The 1,521-nt window shown below is 69.2% G+C and carries 1 protein-coding gene and 2 pseudogenes; all 3 read right to left on the reverse strand.

The annotated features are described in order from the left end of the window. Positions 1-143, reverse strand: a pseudogene (locus AB0G14_RS35645) (integrase core domain-containing protein); the annotation flags it as partial. A 540-nt stretch (positions 144-683) separates the two neighbouring features. After that, positions 684-1,340: a response regulator transcription factor gene (locus AB0G14_RS35650; protein ID WP_357705210.1), complete on the reverse strand. Its 657-nt coding sequence runs from the start codon at positions 1,338-1,340 to the stop codon at positions 684-686. Beyond that, positions 1,337-1,521: pseudogene (locus AB0G14_RS35655) on the reverse strand (two-component sensor histidine kinase); the annotation flags it as partial. The gene AB0G14_RS35650 and the pseudogene AB0G14_RS35655, both read right to left, overlap by 4 nt.

Raw genomic sequence — 1,521 nt, forward strand, 5'->3', positions numbered from 1 at the left:
CCAGGGACGTTGGTCAACCTGGTGATGGGTGGTAGGCCGCCGGTGGCGGTGTGGGGTCGGTGGTGATTGTAGTGATGCAGGAAGGCCGGTAAGGCCTTCCTGCGGGCTTGTTCGGAGTTGTAGAAGCGGGCCAGGGCCCAGCCGCGCCTGCGGTTGCGGACCTGATTGACCGGCTCAGGAATCGTGCACCTGCTGCCACGACTGCTGATCAGAAAGATCGTCTCACCCCACATCTTGATCATCATCGTGCATGGCGTGCACAGGAATCCGAACCTAAAACACGGCCGGCGGAGTATGGCCAGTGACGCGGAAACGCAGGTCACCGTTTGGTGGGTGAACCAGCATCCCTTCGAAACCCCTCGCTTCGAAGCATGAGTCGCCGGTTCGGCGGCGTCACCCGGCGGCCGTTATGGGCACGTTCAGCCATGCCGGATGTCGTCCTCTTCCCAACCTGCTCGGTCGCCGAGGTGCGACCTGCACGACGGCCCCCCGTGACGTCGTGCTGCACCAGGTGGCCGGTGAGATCGGATACTTCGGCGCCACGGAGTGCCCGAGGCGGCGCCCTGTCTCTCCCGCCAGGAGCGGCTCTAGCTGGTCAGCTCGACGACTTCGGCGAACCCGTGGGACGGCATGAAGGCGGCACGGTCGGAATCCTCCGCAAGAATTTCGAGATAGCGGGCCGCTCAGGTCACCAGGCCTCGGCGGTACGCGTACACCACGGCCTGTACGCGGTCGCGCAGGTCGAGTTTGGTGAGGATGCGGGACACGTACGTTTTGACCGTCTCCTGGCTGATCACCAGTGCTGCGGCGATCTCGCTGTTGGACAGGCCCTCCGCGATGAGGCGGAGCACCTCCATTTCGCGCGGGGTCAGCGCGCCGTCCGGGGCGTCCTCGGCCGGGCGGATGCGGGCCGCGTAGCGGCCCACCAGATGCCGGGTGACCTCCGGGGCCAGCAGCGCGGCGCCGGTCGCGACCGTGCGGATGCCGTGGAGCAGCTGCGCCGGTGGGGCGTCCTTGAGCAGGAAGCCGCTCGCGCCGGCGCGCAGCGCCTCGTAGACGTACTCGTCGAGGTTGAACGTCGTGACCACGAGGACCTTCACCGGCTCGGGGACCCCGGCGCCGGCGAGCAGGCGGGTCGCCTCGATGCCGTCGAGGACCGGCATCCGGACGTCCATGACCACGACGTCTGGCCGGAGCCGGGCGGCCAGGTCGACCGCCGCGCGCCCGTCGCCGCACTCGCCGACGATCTCCATGTCGGGCTGGGCGCCGATGATCGTCGTGAAGCCGGTGCGGATGAGTTCCTGGTCGTCGCAGACCAGCACCCGGATCGGCGCGGTCACGACGGGTTCCCGGCCGGGATCCGGGCTCGCACGAGGAAGCCGCCGCCGGTCTGCGCGCCCGCGCTGAAGTCGCCACCGAGGACGGTGACCCGCTCGTGGAGCCCGGCGAGGCCGCGACCGCTGCCGCCCGGGGACGCGCTGCCGGATCCGGAGCCGTCGGTGCGGACCTCCACGGTCGTCT

Origin of the sequence: Micromonospora sp. NPDC023814 (assembly GCF_040639595.1) — a bacterium.
In the GTDB taxonomy this organism is placed as follows: Bacteria; Actinomycetota; Actinomycetes; order Mycobacteriales; family Micromonosporaceae; genus Micromonospora.